Genomic DNA, 15,338 nt, shown 5'->3' on the forward strand with positions numbered 1-15,338 from the left:
TGCGGCACACGCGCTCAGCGCGTCATCCCCGTAGGCCCCCGGCCCCGGCCCTCTCCGGCTTCGCGCGGTGCGCGTTCCGCACCCAGAACTCATTCAGCACGATCCACTCACCGAGCCCCGACTGGTACGGCACAGCCGCCGTCCCCAGCCGCGGCGGCCGGGCCGGGTCGCTCTGCGGACACAGCAGCCACAGCGCGCGGCCACCACCCCGCGACCGCTCCGCCAGCCGCTCCAGTACACCCATCGCGTCGTACCGGGCGAAGACCCCGGCGTCCGTCAGCAGCAACGGAGCAGCCGACCTGCCCCCGCCGTCACTGTTCCCAGAGTCCGCGCCCCCCGGCACCAGCAGTTCCCCGATCCGAGGTTCCACCAGTCCCCACGCCGTCCCCGCGTACTCGGCGAACTTCATCGCCCCCGGCGTCCCGGCCTTCGCCACATCCGCCCGCAGGATCGTCTCCCAGGTGGGCTTGGGCCGAGGGTCGACCAACTCGTGCAGCGCCCGCATGAACAGCTCGGCCACCGACACCACGACGGCCCCGCCGGCGAAGTCCTCCCGCCCGAGTTCGTCGATCGCATCCCGCGCCCACTCCGTCGGCACCGTCAGTACGCGGAAGCCGTCCCGCCGGGCCGAGGCCTTCAACCGGTCCTCGGCTGTACCCGCCGCCGCGAGTTCCGGGTCGTCGGAGTAGCGGTGCGCGGAGACGGTGCCCGTCGGCTGTCGTCGGGCGTCCGACGACAGGTAGATCGACGCGCCGTCCGGGTTGCTCGGCAGGTAGCGCAGCGTCCCCGTGCTCTTGCGCGTCGACAGCACCAAGTCGAAGCCGGCCTCCCGCAGGGCCTTCGTCAGCGGGCCGCCCGTGGGCAGGGCACGGCCGCCGCGCTCGTTCAGCAGCTCCGGGAAGCGGGCCCGTACCCGCTCGTGGACGGCGTCGGCCGTCAGACCCGGCTGCTCGGCCTCCGGCATCCCCGGGATGAGCGGTACCAGGCCGGCCTGGGTGAGGCGCAGCGCGCGTACCAGCGGCAGCTTGCGCGGATAGATCTCCAGGCGGGGCGTCGCGGCGGCGTGGCGGGAGGCGGCAACCGCGATCTCCACCATGCGCCGGTCGTCCCACTGCACCGCCGCACTCGGCGGTGGTACGGCGCCCAGCTCGGCCACCACGGTCGCCGCCGTCGGCAGGGTGTCGAGCTCCGACATGCCGTCGGCGATACGTCCGAGCCGCTGGGCGTAGTGCAGCAGGCCCGGCGCGGACGGCGTGTCCGGCGCGTCATCCGCGCACACCTCCAGCGCCAGCAGGCCCGCGCCCATGCTCTCGTCGGCCGCGTCGCGGTTCGGGGCGTGCTGGAACTCGGCCTCCTCCGGGACGAGTTGCTCGACCTCCACGACGGCCCGTACGGCGGCCAGGGCCAGCGCCCGGCGCTGATCGCGCTCCTGGAGCTGCGTGCCGCGCCGCACGGTCAGCGCGTCCGCGATCTCCGCCGCCGAAGCGACCCTTCCCAGGTCGTGCAGGAGGTCCAGGACCTCGGCGCGCAGCGCCCGTACCGCCGGGTGCTTCTTCCAGCGGGTCCGCTGGTTCTTCAGCATCTGAGGGATGCGGCCCCGCGACAGCCCGAGCGCGTGCGCGACGTCCGTCTGCGTCGGCCAGACGCCGACCTCCGACGGCAGTACGCCCTGCTCGTTGGGCAGGCGCAGCAGCAGCCGTACCATCTCGCACTCGTTGCGGTTCGAGCCGTCCTTGCGCAGCGGCGGCACGAACACCGTGGCGAGGGTGTCGAGGCTGACGCTGCGCAGCGCGCGTTCCGGCAGTGAATCCGCACCGGCACCGCCGTTCGCCGCCACCGCACTGGCCGCCGCGGCCTCGGCGGCCGACAGCTCCTCCTTCGCTGCCTTGCGGCCCTCGGGAGTGAGCGGCGCGGCGGGCTTCTCCGCGAGCTTGAGCCGCCACTGCTTGATGCGGCCCAGGACCTCCTTGCGGGTTTTGGCGCCGAGACCGGGGGCGTTGACGAGCTGGCGCTGGCTGTAGTCGAGCAACTCGCCGACCGTGTTGACGCCGAGGCCGTACACGAACGACTCCGCGGCCGGGCTCAGGCCGGACGACGAGATCAGGGTGTCCCGGTCGACGCGCTCCGCCAGCCGCTCGCGCTGCTGCTCGGCGCTCTCCTCCTCGGCCTCCGGGATGGCGGCATCCGGAGTGGACTGCGCCGCCTCGCCCTGTGCGGGTGGCGCCGCATGCCGTGACGGGCGGCGGGACGAGGGCTTCGCCTCGTCCATGGCGAGGAAGATCTTCTTCCAGGCGTCCCGCATCGGCTTGAGGTCGGGGAAGCGCTGGGAGGCGTCCCGGTGCAGGGCCTTCTGGAAGAACGCGACCAGGCCGTCCCGGACCGCCGGGTCGAAGGCGTCGGCGGCGATCTTCGGGTACGGCTCCTTCTCCGGGGCGGTCTGGCGCGGAGAGACCTTGCCGTCCCCCCACACGGGGAGCTCCCGGGACGCCATCTCGTGCAGGGTGACGGCCAGGGCGTATCGCTCGGCGTGCGCGTCGTAGACCGAGCGGTCGGTGAGCGTGCCGATGAACGGGTCCAGGTAGCCGTCCGTGCCCGCCGCGGTCTCGTTCACCGGGTAGCCCGCGAGCGAGAAGTCGATCAACACGAGTTCGCGGGTGCGGTTCGGGCGGATACGGATCGCGATGTTGTCCGGCTTGATGTCGCGGTGCCACACGCCCTCGCCCTCGAGGAAGTCCACCGCGCCGAACAGGTAGTCCCCGTACGCCTCGAGCTGGTCCACGGACAGGCGGCCGAACTCGCGCAGCTGCCGGGCGACCGTCTCCTCCCGGCGCCGACGCTTCGCGCCCGGTGCGGACGGCTCGGAGCCCTCCTCCCGCTCGTCGCCGACGTACTCCATGACCAGGATCGTGCGGGGCCCGATGCGCAGCGGCTCCGGCTCGACCAGCCGGATCACGCGGGAGTCCGGGCGCAGCCGCCCCAGGACCTCGGCCTCGCGGCGCAGCACCTCGCCGCGGCTGTCCGACGTCGCGACCTTCAGTACCGCCAGCGACTTCGAGAAGCGCACATCCGGGCCGGCGGTCAGATCCCGCACCAGGAACGCGCGGCTCGTGGAGCCCGTACCGAGGCGGCGCCTGACCTCCCAGCGGCCCGCCAGCACATCGCCCGCGACAGCGTCCAGGGGATCCTTCTCGGGCTCGGCCGGGCGAGGGGCCTCGGTCGTCGCAGGCTCGGTCAGGTCCGCCTCGACGACCTCCAGCATCTCCAGGAAGTCGTCCACCGACGACAGCCGCGTGGAGACGTCGTAGGCGGTGGCCGCCTGCACCAGCTCGTCGATGTACGGGGAGAGGCCGTCCACCACGGAGCTGGGGCGCAGGCCCTCGCCCGCCTCGTAGCGAGCCACCAGTTCGGCCTGGCTGGCGGCCGGGGGCCTGCCGGTGGCCAGGAGATAGGTGAGTACGCCCAGTCCGTACACGTCCAGGGCGACCGGGTCGGGCCTGAGCGCGGTCAGCTCCGGGGCCAGATACGGGTCCGCGCCCTCGGCGAGATGCGCGCCCGCGCGCGAGAAGGTCGTGGGGGCGAACCGCTCGCCGTTGCCGGCCACACCGTGCTCGGAGCTGCGCTGGACGGCGACCTGCCAGTCGGAGATCTGCAGGTGCGGGCTGGACCAGGCGCCGGTCTCGCTCTCGGCGTCGCCCCGGCGGGTACGGCCGCGCGGGATGACGTGGACCGCGCGGGCCGCCAGGGTGCGGTGGAAGATCCGCCGGCCGTGCGCCGAGCGCACCGTCTCGGCGAGCTGGCGCACCAGCGCCATCCGGCTGAGGATGTCCAGCTTCTCGCCGTACTGGATCAGGTACTCGTCCAGGCGCAGGGTCCGCGGATCGAAGTCGAAGATCAGCGCGGGGCCCGCGGAGTGCCCGGAGGGGTCGTACTGCTTGAGCTGGACGACACCGGGGTGCCGGAAGTGGCGCAGTACAGCGGCCTCACGGCGCGCGGCGCGCTCGACGGATGCGCGCAGTTCGGCGTCGGAGCCCCGCTCGCGCAGATAGACACGGACGCGGGCGGCCTCCGGCAGCTCACTGTGCTGGGCCAGGTAGTCGGCCCAGGTCGGGCCCGAGTCGAACGACTTCCGGCTGAGCAGATACGGACCGACCTTGTACTCGGCGTCGCTGCGCGCGATGCCGATGCGCTCCAGGGCCGTCTTGATCCGGCGCGAGCGCGCGGCATCGATCCGGCGGTACTCGTCCTTCGGCGGCTCCTTCAGCATCTCGGTGAGCTGGTGGACGGTGAAGACGCCGTTGCGGTCGTGGGCGGGCAGCCGGTTGCGCAGGGAGGAGTCGGTGAAGCAGACGGCCTCCGAGACCCAGACCTTCTCGCCGTGCTGCTTGAGCAGCGCAGCCAGCTCCTTGGCCTTCTTGTTGGCCAGGTGCAGCGGGTTGCCGTGGGGGATCTGCCGGCCGCTGGGCTGGGTCTGCAGCCAGGTGCCGTTGCGGGACTCGACGGAGCCGTGCCAGTCCTTCAGCTCGATCAGATGGACCCCGCCCGGGGCGATCACCAGCAGGTCCACTTCCCTGACGTGACCGGTGTGGGCCGTGAAGGTGAAGTTCGACCAGGCCCGCCACGGGTCGTTGTCCGGGAGCTTCTCGCGGATGGCCTCCAGGCCCCGGTGTTCATGCTGGAACTCGGAGTCGGTGACCGCGGTCCACCGGCCGTCCCGCATGTGTCATCCCCGCTTCGTGTCGCTCTGTACCGATTGCTGCTGCTCAGCGAGCAAAAGCCCCCGGAGAGATCGTAGCGGTGCGGGAGGACGGGGGTGCAGGGGTCAGAAAGGGCTTGGCGCCCACGGGTCTGTTCGGCGAGCTCGCTTTGGAAGTGGTGAATCAGCATTCGGCGCTACTAATGCTGCGTGAGAGCTTGACCAAACGGACTGCTGTAACGCGTACAAGCGGACTGCTGCATGAGCTACTGTGGTGCAGGCGAGGACGGGCGAGGGCCGCCGCCCGCTAGTTTGTGCTGCTTTGGCAATTTATGGGAGGAGAACGGGGAATGGATCGGAAGCGCTTTCGCAGGGTGGCGTTCGCCGTGGCGGTGGCTGTGATCTGCGGGCTGACGGCAGCCTTCTGGCGTTTGGCGCGTACGAACGTCGTGGACGATGCCGTGATGTTGGGCGGGGGCGTCTTCGTCGCGGCCTTCACCGTGACCTTCATGGCCGTGACCTACGTGCATCCCGAATGAGCCCAGCCAGGCATGATGGGCGGACCGGGGTCGTTAGGTCTCTCGGGCATACATGCGCAGGCGGGAGTCAAGAGTGGAGAAAGCGTCAGGCGGTCTGTCACCAAAGCGGGCGCTGGACGCCCTGCGCGGGGCGCTGGCACCTCAGGACGCTCTGTTCCTCCTCATGCTCCTGATCCTCCTCCGCCACGAGGCCGACGCCGAACGTGCCGACGAGTGGGGCGAGCGCAGAGGTGCCGCGGAGGCGTGGGACCGCATCCGGCAGGCCCCATGGGACTGGGACGCCTACGAAGTCGTGTCGGAGTGTCAGCGCGGCCTCCGGTACTGGGAGCACGAGTACCTCCGGCTGGAAGGGCCGCCCGGTCTTCAGGGCGTCAGGAGGCACGCGCTGGCCCCGCTGATCGACTGCGTGGCCGCGGCACGCGACACGGCAAAGCTCTTCGAGGCGTGCCTGGAGCTGACACAGACGAAGGCGAAGGGCGGCGAGTACTACACGCCGCAGGCCATCACCCGTCTACTGATCGGACTGCTGGAGCCCCACACGGGGGAGTCGGTCTACGACCCCGTCTGCGGAGCGGGAGGGTTTCTTCTGCAGGCCCACCAGTACGTCGAAGCCAGAGGCGGCCGGACCCGCGAACTGGGCCTGTACGGACAGGACGCGAGCCGGGTTGCCATGCAGGCCGCGGCGATGAACCTCGCCGTGCACGACGCATACGCACGCCTCGACGGACCCTCGTCGACCCTGACCGACGACCGGTTCCGGGACAAGGCGTTCGACGTGGTTGTCGCCAACCCGCCCTTCAACCAGTCCGGATGGGACGAAGGTGGCTACTCCCACTACGACCACCGCTGGGCATACGGCATGCCCCCAGCAGGCAACGCCAACTTCGCTTGGGCGCAGCATGTGGCGAGCAAGATGAGCCCCGCCGGGCGCGGAGCTCTCCTTCTCCCTACGGGCGCCGCCACCACGGCGAAGCCGGCCGAGCGCGGCATCCGTGCCCGGATGGTGGAGGCCGACCTCCTCAGCTGTGTGGTCGAACTGCCCGCCGGCCTTGTCCCGCACGTCCGTAACCCGGTCAGCCTGTGGCTTTTCAGCAGGACCAAGAAGCCTCATCAGACCTGGGGGCATACCGACCGCTCGGGACAGATCCTGCTGATCGACGCCCGCGAGACCGCCGCCACGATCGGCCGAGGACGACGCACCCTGCCTGACGAGGCCAGGGAGCGCATCACTGCGACCTACGCGGCCTGGCGCGGGGCACCACACGGCACGCGGTATGAGGACGAACCCGGCTGGTGCAGGTCGGTGTCGGTGACCGAGATCGCCTCGAAGGACCACGACGTACTGCCTTCACACCATGTGGGCGCACCCCCCGCCGAACTCGTGTCCGCCGATGCCGAGGGAGAGGCTGCCCGACTGACTCACGAACTGCTCGAACTTTTCGCCACCTCCCGTCGCCTCGACGACGAATTGCGCGAACTGTTGAGGGGGTGGTGATGGCAGAGCTGTTGGAACGGCGGCTCAGTCGTCTTCCCGCCGGCTGGCGTGTACTGCCGCTGGGAGACCTGCCGACCGTGCATGTCGTCGGATACGGCATCACACGCCCCGGCGAGCACGCGGAAGACGGAGTGGGCATGATCCGGGCCGCCGACGTACAGGACGGGATCCTGCACCCGGTCGCTCCGCGAAGGATCAGCCGCCCCGTCCACGAAGCCAACAAGCGCAGCCAGCTGGCGGTAGGCGACATCGTCGTTGTCCTCGTGGGACGCGTGGGCGACACGGCGGTCGTATCGCCCGCGTTCCACGGCTGGAACGCGGCCAGGACCATCGGGATCATCCGCGTGATGGAGCCCGACGACGCGGCATGGCTCCATGTGTGGCTCGGGTCGCCGGAAGTGCGTGACTGGTGCGAGCGGCGGGCCACGGGATCCACGCTGCATCGGACGCTGGGTCTGGCGGTGCTGCGCGACCTGCCGGTGCCTCTGCCTCCCGCCGGACCCCGTTCGGCGTTCTTGCGGGGGGTGCGACTGCTTGATGAGAAGATTTTGACGAACCATCGGATCTCCGACTCTGCGACGGCGTTGGCCAAGGCGCGGTTCGTCGCTGAAACGCGCTACGGCGCAGACTGGCCGGAACACCCATTGGGAACTCTGGTGACCATGCAAGCAGGCGTAGCGCCACGTCCACACCCGGATCACCAGGACATGCCCGCGTCGGAAGGCATCACCTTCGTGGCTCCCGCAGATGTCCTGCAGAGCGGTTCGGCTCGTCTGTACAGGACGGAGAACCGCATTCGCTCCGATCAGGCAGGGGCCGTGTGCGATCCGGAGTCCCTTCTGCTGGCCTCCCGGGAGGACGGTGTCCGGGCTGTCATGTGCGCAGGCCCGGTCATCCCAGGCCGCAATGTCCTCGTACTCAGACCTTCCTCAGCGGCGGACGCATACTGGTTGTTGCATGACATCCGCCTTCGCAGTGCGGAACTGGCTGCTGCGGCCCAGGGATCGGCCGGCCGGGAAATCAGTCGGCGAGTACTTGGTGCGACCACGTTGAGATGGCCTCCGCGGGAGGTCCGTCAGCACTTCGCGAAGCTCGCTGAACGCCTGCACGAAAGGTCGCGCATCGCTCAGATGGAAAGCGAGAAACTGGGCAGAGTGCGAGGACAGTTGCTCGGACGTTTCCTCTCCGGTGACTTGTCCGAGACATCTCCCTCCTGACGTGAACTGCCAGCGGGCGTCCACAGGACATCATCTTGATCGACCGGCTCAGCATGAGGGTGAAGGTGCTGACGAACCCTGTTCGGGGCGCGGCTGTTGTCCAAGTCCCATACCAGGGCTCCTGGTTATGTGAAAACCTGATCACCATGGGGAACGGCCACGGTGATCAGACCATGTTCGACATCAGTACGGGAATGAGCGGTCGGCGCCCAGGGGGCTCGGGCGGGCATATCGGGTCCGACTCGGTCCAATGGGTTTTGCAGCCGCGAGGCGGCGCCCGGATGCGCGGTCCACAACACTTCGACCACTCGGTCCGCAGAGGCATCCGGCTCTCGCAGTACGACCATGCACTCGGAGCGCACGCGGAGGAACTGAGCCGCATCTTCCCCGACGGGGTGGCACGGCTGTGGGGTTCGACCCCCACCCAGCAGACGGGGAATGCCAAGGCCGTCGCGCTCCGCGACCGGAAAGTCGGCGACGAGGTCCTCTTCTACGCGCAGAACACCTTCGTCGCCAAGGCCCGGATCCTGGGACTCCTCCGTAACCGTGACCTGGCAGCGGCGGTCTGGGGGGTCGATGAGGAGACTGGCAGCACTTGGGAGCACATCATGGCTCTGGGCGATGTCGACGAGTTCGAGGTGCCGGCGGAACCGCTCCTGGCCGCTCTGGCGATGACGCCGCCGCTGCGCAGCCTCACCCTCGTCAGGGCCGCGGAGCGCCGTCGCCACCTGGCTCTGCTGGACGGAAAACTCGGCGGAGGGGCACCTGCCGAAGCGGGGCGGCCCAGCAGTGGTGAAGGACTCGTTGCTCCCGTGGCGAGGATGGGGCGGGGGGACCTCCTGCGTGCACTGGGAACCCTTCACGCCGATGTCGCGGTGGGGCGACCCACCCGCCACAGATCCCTCACTCTGTTGTGGGCGATCGGCCGCCTGGTGTCAGGGCAGGGTCGTCTGGCGCCTTCGGACGTCTACCAGCGACATCTCGAACCCATCTTGCAGGAGTTCGGCTCGCCAGACGTAACGGTGTCACTCGAGTATCCGTTCCGGCACCTCTGCGGCAGCGGGCTGTGGGAAGTCGAGGGTTCCGAACGCCGGGAGGGTTCGGAACGCCGGGATCCGGTGTCGATCGCAGCCTCCGTCGAGTCGGGGGCTCGGGCCGGGCTCGGGCGGGAGGCGGCGCGACTTCTGCGACAGCCGCTGGCCCGTGCCGAAGCGATCGGCCTGCTGTGTACCACCTATCTCAAGGATGTCGACCAGGAGGAACTTCTGGAACGAGTCGGCCTGGGCGGGTACGCGCACGCCAGCGGCGCGGATGACGATGACCGCAAGGGCAGTGGGCGGTCCGCTCGGCATGAGGGCCGCCGCCAGGTTGTGGTGTCGCGCCCCGGCAGGGACCAGCGTCTGGTGGACAGGGTCAAAATGCTTCACCGGCATCAGTGCCAGGTGTGTGGGCTCCGGCTGGAGACACGTTTCAGCCACTACAGCGAGGCTGCGCACATAAGAGGGCTCGGAAACCCGCACAACGGACCGGACACGCTATCCAACTTGCTGTGCCTGTGCCCCAATCACCACGTTCAGTTCGACACGCTGGCCATCTTCATCGATGAGGACTGGAACATACGGCGGAGCAAGGACGAGGAGCTCATCGGCACGTTGCGACGCCACGCCGAACACGAAATCGACGAGCAGTACGTCGAGTACCACCGAGGACTCTGCGGAAGGAACCGCTACAGCGCAGTGCACGGATCACATGTGCTTCTTCCCGCGTCCCACCCATGACAAGGTGACCGACCTGGTGACGGGCACCCTTCAGACCACCGCTTTGGATATCGACAAGGGCTCGGTGGGCGGCAGCCTCGCGGTCGCCGGGCGGTCGCGAAGAACCGGAGGGCCGGGCCCAGCAGGTCAGCGCTACAGGCGCGGACTGCGAGTCCATCGGCATACCAGCATGTCCGGTGCCGTCGTCTGCCGCCGGAACCGTGATCGTCGAGTTGCTTCACCAGGTCGCTGAAGGCTTCGGCTTGGTCGAGTCGGGCGCGCAGGAGTACGGCATCACGCAGGGTGCCGACGATGTCGGAGCGGTCGCGGTGAAGGCGGTTCGCGCTGGGCGCGGGCGGGACAAGGTCGTTCTGTCCGTCGCACGGGGGGCTCAGCCAGTTGGTGACGGCCACGACAGGGGGACCATCCGTCGCAGACGACGTGGTGGAACACCGTAAACCAACACCCAGTGGCCGGCCGTCGTGCCGTGGGCGGCGAGGGTAGCGACGGCTCTGCTGGCGGCCGACCGAGCGAGGCTCAGCAGTGCCCGGACGGCGTCGGCCGGATCGTCTTCGCTGCGTTCGCGTTCAGGGCCCGCCAGACGAGGTCATGGGGGTCGTTCGGATCACCGCGGTGCCGAGGGCCAGCGACCGCTTCCGTACCCGCTCCAGATGCCGCTCGAACACCTCCCGCGCCTCCGGCGTGAGCGTGCGCAGCGCGACCAACGCCGTGATGACCACATCGCACAACTCCGCCTGCACGTCGTCCCAGGTGTGCGTCACGCCCTTGCGCGGGTTCTGGCCGGTCGCGCCGATCACCGCCTCGGCGACCTCCCCGACCTCCTCGGACAGCTTCAGGATGCGCAGCAGCATGCCCTCGCGGCCCTCGATCGGGCGGTGGGAGTCCAGCCACTCCCACAGGGTGTCGACGGATGCCCACAGCTCGGGCGCGGGCGGCGTGTGATCGCTCATGGAGGGCAGCGTGCCACGTGGGTACGACAGTGCCCCCTGCCTCTCCCGGTCCCGCTCTACTCCATGTACTCCTCTTCGAACAGCGGGTCCTGCTCGCCCTCCTTCGCCTTCCGCAGCCGCCGGGCGCGCGCCCCCACCACCGCCGCCGTCCCCGCCGCCGTCGCCGCGAACGCCGCCGGGATCATCCAGCTCCGGTTCGCCGCGTGGCCGAGGACGTGGTCCAGGGAGAGGCGGCCCGGGCCGGTGACGGCCAGGCCCGCGGCGGTGAGGCCGAGTGCCGCCGCGTACTCGTAGCCGCCGCCCTGGTTGAAGAAGCCGTTCGGGGCGTGCACCGCCGCCGCGCCGGCCATCGCGCCGGCCGCCGCCGCGCCCGCGGCGGGGGTTGCCAGGCCCAGGGCCAGCAGCGCGCCGCCGCCCGTCTCCGCGAGGCCCGCCGCCGTCGCACTCGCCTTGCCGGGGACGTAGCCGACGGACTCCATGAACTGGCCGGTCCCCTGGATGCCGTGCCCGCCGAACCAGCCGAAGAGCTTCTGCACGCCGTGGGCTGCCAGGACACCGCCCGTCCCGAGGCGGAGCAACAGCAGGCCCAGATCATGTCGGTCGTCACGCCTCACGTCGTCTCCCGGAGCAGACAGCAGGGACAGAAGGACACTCCTCGTCGCGTCTCCACCGTCGCACCGCCGGCCGCGGGCGACACCCGGCGGAGCCGCCCGGGGCGCCGTTCGGGTGGCACGGGTGGCGCGGGCGCGGGGCCGGGACGAGGCTGGCTCGCATGACGATTCAGACCACGCGCCTCAGCGATCCGGCCGTCCGTGCCTTCGTGGCCGCCGTGAACAACCACGACCGCGGGAGCTTCATGGAACTCCTCGCGCCGGGCGCGACCATGGCGGACGACGGCACGGACCGCGACCTCGCCGACTGGGTCGACCGGGAGATCTTCTCCTCGCACGGCCACCTGGAGGTCGACAACGAGTCCAACGGCGGCCGCTGCCTCATCGCCCGCTACAACAACGACACCTGGGGCGAGATGCGCACCCGGTGGAGCTTCACCGTGGACGACGACGGCCGGATCTCCCGCTTCGAGACCGGCCAGGCCTGAAAGAACCCCGTCCCCGGATTCCGTTCGGTCGTCCAGGCGGAGGAGAACGCGGGAGCACTGGAGAAGGGGGCACTGACCGGCGAGCAGCTGGCCGAGGTCGACCGGCTGCTCGGAAGGTGACCCTTGCGTGACCTTGGGCCAGTCTTTGAACGTTCCGTGCACGCCGGCGCGGTTCGGCTTCGTAACGTCGCTGAATGCGTGACTCAGCCCGGCTGTCCAGACGTTCCGTGCTCGCCCTCGCCCTGGCCGCCCCGGTGGCCGCCGCGGTACCGGCTTCCGCCGCCGGCACCGTGATCGGCGGCGACCGCCTCGCCCGCGACGCGGTGCAGGTGGGCAGCACCACCGGACTGCCCGGGAGGCTCACGGCCCGCTCCTGGCTCGTCGCCGATCACGACAGTGGTGAGGTGCTGGCCGCCTACCGGGCGCACCGGCGGCTGCCGCCCGCGTCCACGCTGAAGATGCTGTTCGCCGACACGGTGCTCGACCGGTTCCCGCGGAGCAGCCGGCACACCGTCACCGACGCCGACCTCGCCGGCGTCCCGGCGGGCTCGAGCCTCGTCGGTATCCGGGCCGGGGCCACGTACACCGTCGACCAGTTGTGGCAGGGCGTCTTCCTGCGCTCGGGGAACGACGCCGTGCACGTCCTCGCCCATATGAACGGCGGTGTGGCGAGAACCGTCGCCGAGATGCAGGCCAAGGCGCGGGAACTCCGGGCCCTGGACACACACGTGGTCAGCCCGGACGGCTTCGACCACCCGGGGCAGCTGTCCTCGGCGTACGACCTGACGCTCTTCGCCCGGCACGGGCTGCGCGACCCCGGCTTCCGCGCCTACTGCCGTACGAGAACGGCCGACTTCCCGGCCGGCGGCAGGAAGGCGTTCCAGATCCAGAACACCGACCGGCTGCTGGACGGGGCGTGGGGCCTGCGGGCGTATCCGGGGCTGATCGGCGTCAAGAACGGCTACACCACCCACGCCGGCAACACCTTCACCGGAGCCGCCAGGCGCGGCGGGCGCACCCTGCTCGTCACGGTCATGCACCCCGGCAACAGGCTCGACGCCGTCTACGAGGAGGCGGCAGCCCTGCTCGACTGGGGCTTCGCGCACCGCGCGTCGGCGCCGGCCGTGGGGATGCTGGTCGAGCCGGTGAGCGAGCGGCACGGGGCGGGGCCGCCAGCGACGCGAGGGTCCGTCGCCGCCGGGGCGGCCACCCACGGCCCCTCGGCGGGGCGGTTGGTGGAAGGCGCCGGCACGGCGGTCGCGCTCCTGGCGGGCGGGGCCTGGGCGCTGCGCCGGCGCAGGGCACCCGGACCCGCGACGGGACGGCACCGCGCATGACGTCCCCACCGGCCGTGCGGCGCCGGTCCTCGACGTGCGCGGCAGTCGTTCCACGCCCACCGGTGCGTACTCCGCGATCCCACGCGGGGTCCACCCCCACCCGGTGTGGTGGAACGACTGCCGCCTCCCCCTGGAGGTGGCCGACGGAAGCCCTCTGCCCCAAGTGTGAAGCTTTGGTGCAGGAGAGTTGAGCATAAGCGCCCGACCGGCCGCAATGGTCCGGAGGTTGGCATTCCGCTTGTGTAGGTTGACGCGTTGACTACCGCCGCGGCCGGCTCAGCCCCGTCCGACGTACGGCATCGCCGTGGCCAGTACCGTCGCGAACTGCACGTTCGCCCCCAGCGGCAGCTCCGCCATGTGCCGCACCGTGCGGGCCACGTCGGAGACGTCCATCACCGGTTCCGGGGCGACCTCCCCGTTCGCCTGCAGGGCTCCCGTCTGCATACGGGCCGTCATGTCGGTGGCCGCGTTGCCGATGTCGATCTGCCCGACGGCGATCCCGTACGGCCGCCCGTCCAGCGACAGCGACTTGGTCAGGCCGGTCAGCGCGTGCTTGGTCGCGGTGTAGGCCACCGAGTGCGGACGGGGTGCGTGCGCGGAGATCGAGCCGTTGTTGATGATCCGGCCGCCCTGCGGATCCTGCTCCTTCATCTGCCGGTACGCCGCCTGCGCGCACAGGAACGCCCCGTTGAGGTTGGTGTCCACCACGTGCCGCCAGGCGTCGTAGGGCAGTTCCTCGACCGGCACGCCGCCGGGCCCGAACGTGCCCGCGTTGTTGAACAGCAGGTCGACCCGGCCGAAGCGCTCGACGGTGACGGCGAACAGGGCACTGACGTCCTCGGGGCGTGAGACGTCCGTCCGTACGGCCAGAGCCGCGCCCTCGGGTACCAGGGCCGCCGTCTCCTCCAGCGTCCCGACGCGCCGGCCGGCCAGCGCCACCGACCAGCCCGCGCGCAGCAGTTCCACGGCGACCGCCCGGCCGATGCCGGAGCCCGCCCCGGTCACCACCGCGATTCCACTTCGCTTCGTATGCATGGGCCCGCAGCGTACGGGAGGGGCAGCTCCGGGACCGTGCCGTACGTGACGCGGCAGTGGATGCCGGTCACGACGGCCGTGTCCTACGTGAGGGAGATGGAAGAGCAGGGGCTCAGGCCGGCGTGAGCTGCGCCGTGAGGTCCTCGTCCGGGGCCTCGCCCGGGTAGCGGACGCCGACGCGGCCCCGGATCGTGTCGAGCGTCCGCATCACGGCGAGCGTGCCGTCGAGCGGTACGAGCGGGGACTCGGTCTCACCGGCGCGCAGGGCGCGCATCACCTCGGCGGCCTCGTGGCGCAGGCTGTTGCGGGGCCCGTCCGCCGGGTCGGCCGCGAACTCCTCGGCATCACGGCCGTCCCGGTGCAGGACGAAACGGTCCGGGAAGAAGAAGCCGTGCTCGATGTCGATGCGGCCCTTCGAGCCGGTGACCGAGGCGGAGGTCGCCGTACCGCCCACGATGGAGCAGTGCACCGAACCGAGAGCGCCGCTCTCCCACGAGAGCACCGCTGCCGTCTGGAGATCGACGCCCTCGTCCGAGAGCACCGCTCGCGCCGTGATGTCCGACGGCTCCCCGAGCAGCAGATGAGCGAACGACACCGGGTACACGCCCAGATCGAGCAGCGCACCGCCACCCAGCTCCGGGTTCCGCAGCCGGTGCGAGGGCGGGAACGGCCCGGCCAGCCCGAAATCCGCCTGCACACTGCGCACTTCACCGATCGCTCCGTCGTCCACCAGCGCCTTCAGCCGCCGCACCAGCGGATTGCAGTACATCCACATCGCCTCCATCAGGAAGCGCCCGTGCTCCCGCGCCAGCGCGACGAGTTCCTCCGCCTCGCGCACGTTCAGCGTGAACGGCTTCTCGCACAGCACGTTTCGCCCGGCAGCCAGGCACAGACCGGCGGCGGTCCGGTGCGCCGTGTGCGGGGTGGCGACGTAGACGACATCGATGTCCTCGTCCTGCGCGAACGCGTTCCAGTCGCCGTAGGCCCGGGGGATCCCGAACCGCTCCGCGAACGCCTTCGCCGACTCCTCGGACCGGGACGCCACCGCCACGACCTCCGCGTCCGGCAGGTCGATCAGATCCGCGGTGAACGCGCCCGCTATCCCGCCGGTCGCCAGGATCCCCCACCGCACCGTGTCCGCCGTCATTCCGCCCCGCCTCCGCCTCGTGACCCCGAGCACTCCGTACGAGCTGAG

General features: G+C 70.5%; 11 protein-coding genes and 1 pseudogene. 7 read left to right on the forward strand and 5 right to left on the reverse strand.

Features of this window, described 5'->3' with window-relative positions:
* Nucleotides 1-22: 22 nt before the first annotated feature.
* On the reverse strand, nt 23-4,717 hold the full coding sequence (gene pglW / locus ACWD1U_RS06445; protein WP_451104937.1) for a BREX system serine/threonine kinase PglW: 4,695 nt from the start codon (nt 4,715-4,717) through the stop codon (nt 23-25).
* Between the two features lie 326 nt (nt 4,718-5,043).
* Between pglW and ACWD1U_RS06450 the strand changes: the two genes are divergently transcribed.
* The 4 genes from ACWD1U_RS06450 (at nt 5,044) to ACWD1U_RS06465 (ending at nt 9,722) form a co-directional block, all read left to right on the forward strand.
* A complete protein-coding gene (locus ACWD1U_RS06450) occupies nt 5,044-5,232 on the forward strand; it encodes a hypothetical protein (RefSeq protein ID WP_451104939.1) in 189 nt (62 codons plus the stop codon).
* Nucleotides 5,233-5,305: 73 nt separating this feature from the next.
* Entirely contained in the window at nt 5,306-6,727 is a 1,422-nt protein-coding gene (locus ACWD1U_RS06455) for an N-6 DNA methylase (protein WP_451104941.1), read from the forward strand.
* Nucleotides 6,727-7,944: a hypothetical protein gene (locus ACWD1U_RS06460; protein WP_451104943.1), complete on the forward strand. Its 1,218-nt coding sequence runs from the start codon at nt 6,727-6,729 to the stop codon at nt 7,942-7,944. The genes ACWD1U_RS06455 and ACWD1U_RS06460 overlap by 1 nt, the downstream gene beginning before the upstream one ends.
* A gap of 35 nt (nt 7,945-7,979) precedes the next feature.
* Nucleotides 7,980-9,722: an HNH endonuclease gene (locus ACWD1U_RS06465; protein ID WP_451104945.1), complete on the forward strand. Its 1,743-nt coding sequence runs from the start codon at nt 7,980-7,982 to the stop codon at nt 9,720-9,722.
* A gap of 566 nt (nt 9,723-10,288) precedes the next feature.
* Here ACWD1U_RS06465 and ACWD1U_RS06470 read toward each other — a convergent pair.
* Complete coding sequence (locus ACWD1U_RS06470; RefSeq protein ID WP_451104947.1) at nt 10,289-10,672, reverse strand: MazG-like family protein; 384 nt, start codon at nt 10,670-10,672, stop codon at nt 10,289-10,291.
* Nucleotides 10,673-10,728: 56 nt separating this feature from the next.
* Nucleotides 10,729-11,286 (reverse strand): DoxX family membrane protein, encoded by a 558-nt coding sequence (locus tag ACWD1U_RS06475; RefSeq protein WP_451104948.1) that lies wholly within the window; start codon nt 11,284-11,286, stop codon nt 10,729-10,731.
* 158 nt (nt 11,287-11,444) lie between these two features.
* On the opposite strand from ACWD1U_RS06475, the gene ACWD1U_RS06480 reads away from it, so the two are divergent.
* The 3 genes and pseudogenes from ACWD1U_RS06480 to ACWD1U_RS06490 all read left to right on the forward strand — a co-directional run bounded on the left by ACWD1U_RS06480 (nt 11,445) and on the right by ACWD1U_RS06490 (nt 13,108).
* Nucleotides 11,445-11,771: a nuclear transport factor 2 family protein gene (locus ACWD1U_RS06480; RefSeq protein ID WP_451104950.1), complete on the forward strand. Its 327-nt coding sequence runs from the start codon at nt 11,445-11,447 to the stop codon at nt 11,769-11,771.
* 6 nt (nt 11,772-11,777) lie between these two features.
* Nucleotides 11,778-11,891 (forward strand): annotated as a pseudogene (locus tag ACWD1U_RS06485) (aldo/keto reductase); the annotation flags it as partial.
* A 74-nt stretch (nt 11,892-11,965) separates the two neighbouring features.
* Nucleotides 11,966-13,108 carry a D-alanyl-D-alanine carboxypeptidase family protein gene (locus ACWD1U_RS06490; protein WP_451104952.1) on the forward strand — a complete coding sequence of 381 codons (1,143 nt, stop codon included), beginning with the start codon at nt 11,966-11,968 and terminating at the stop codon, nt 13,106-13,108.
* A gap of 276 nt (nt 13,109-13,384) precedes the next feature.
* Here ACWD1U_RS06490 and ACWD1U_RS06495 read toward each other — a convergent pair whose 3' ends face one another.
* Both ACWD1U_RS06495 and ACWD1U_RS06500 read right to left on the reverse strand, forming a co-directional pair.
* Nucleotides 13,385-14,143, reverse strand: coding sequence for an SDR family oxidoreductase (locus ACWD1U_RS06495; protein WP_451104954.1), 759 nt, complete (start codon nt 14,141-14,143; stop codon nt 13,385-13,387).
* A 112-nt stretch (nt 14,144-14,255) separates the two neighbouring features.
* On the reverse strand, nt 14,256-15,290 hold the full coding sequence (locus tag ACWD1U_RS06500) for a Gfo/Idh/MocA family protein (protein WP_451104956.1): 1,035 nt from the start codon (nt 15,288-15,290) through the stop codon (nt 14,256-14,258).
* Nucleotides 15,291-15,338: the final 48 nt, after the last annotated feature.

Source organism: Streptomyces sp. NPDC002788 (assembly GCF_053592115.1).